Origin of the sequence: Bradyrhizobium sp. PRIMUS42 (genome assembly GCF_023006515.1) — a bacterium.
Lineage (GTDB): Bacteria > Pseudomonadota > Alphaproteobacteria > Rhizobiales > Xanthobacteraceae > Bradyrhizobium.
The window spans coordinates 1-1,097 of sequence record NZ_JALBGZ010001228.1 but is presented as its reverse complement, the minus strand read 5'-3'; the positions used below and the strand labels follow the sequence as shown (position 1 = coordinate 1,097).

Below are 1,097 nucleotides of genomic sequence, written 5' to 3'. Positions count from 1 at the left end.
AAGCGGGCGCGATCGTGCGCAGCGAGCGGCGGCAGGGCAAGGGCCACGTCGTGCGTCGCATGTTCGCCGACGTCGAGGCCGACATCTATGTGCTGGTCGATGGCGATGCCACCTACGATGCGGCGAGCGCGCCGCGCATGATCGACAGGCTGCTCGATGATCATCTCGACATGGTGGTCGGTCTTCGCGTCGATCAGGTCCAGGCCGCCTACCGGCTCGGCCACCGCACCGGCAACCGTATGCTGACGGGCTTTCTGGCGTCGACCTTCGGTCACACGTTCAAGGACATCCTGTCCGGCTACCGCGTGTTCTCACGCCGCTTCGTCAAATCCTTCCCGGTCCTCTCGGGCGGCTTCGAGATCGAGACGGAGCTCGCGGTCTATGCGCTGGAGTTGTCGCTGCCGGTCGCCGAGATCGAGACCCCCTATTACGCGCGCCCCGAAGGCTCGTTCTCGAAGCTCAACACCTGGCGCGACGGGTTTCGCATCTTCGGCACCATGCTGAAGCTCTACCGTTCGGAGCGGCCGTTGCGCTTCTTCACGGTGATTGGAGCCGTGCTGGCGCTGGCCTCGGTGATCCTCGCGATCCCGATCGTGATCACCTTCATCGAGACCGGCCTCGTGCCGCGCCTGCCCACCGCGGTGCTGTCGATGGGCTTGATGATCATGGCCCTGCTCTCGGTGTCGTCGGGGCTCGTGCTCGACACGGTGACGCGAGGGCGGCGGGAAATGAAAATGCTGGCCTACCTGTCCCAACCGACGTTGAAAAGGAGCTGAACGCCGTCGCTGCCCGATGGACCGCGCTGCGTTCAGGTGCTATCCCGCGAATTGACATGACCGATCTCTCACTGACCATCCTTCCCGAGGCCGCCGGCGACGCCCAGTCGATCGAGCGCCTGCATGAGCGCACCTTCGGTCCCGGCCGCTTCGTGCTCAGCGCCTACCGGATTCGCGAGCACGTCGACCATCTGCTCGAATTGTCCTTCACCGCCCGCATCGGAACGCTGCTGGTCGGCTCCGTCAGGCAATTGCCGGTGCTGGTCGGCGAGACGCCGGCGCTGCTGCTGGGGCCGCTCACGGTCGAGCCGCCGTTCCGCG

At 65.7% G+C, this 1,097-nt stretch carries 2 protein-coding genes; both read left to right on the top strand.

The window, feature by feature from the left end; translation table 11 throughout:
• A partial coding sequence (locus MOV75_RS39285) for a glycosyltransferase (protein WP_247008209.1) occupies positions 1 to 776 on the top strand: 776 nt, incomplete at its 5' end.
• Between the two features lie 56 nt (positions 777 to 832).
• A partial coding sequence (locus MOV75_RS39280; protein ID WP_369010497.1) for a GNAT family N-acetyltransferase occupies positions 833 to 1,097 on the top strand: 265 nt, incomplete at its 3' end.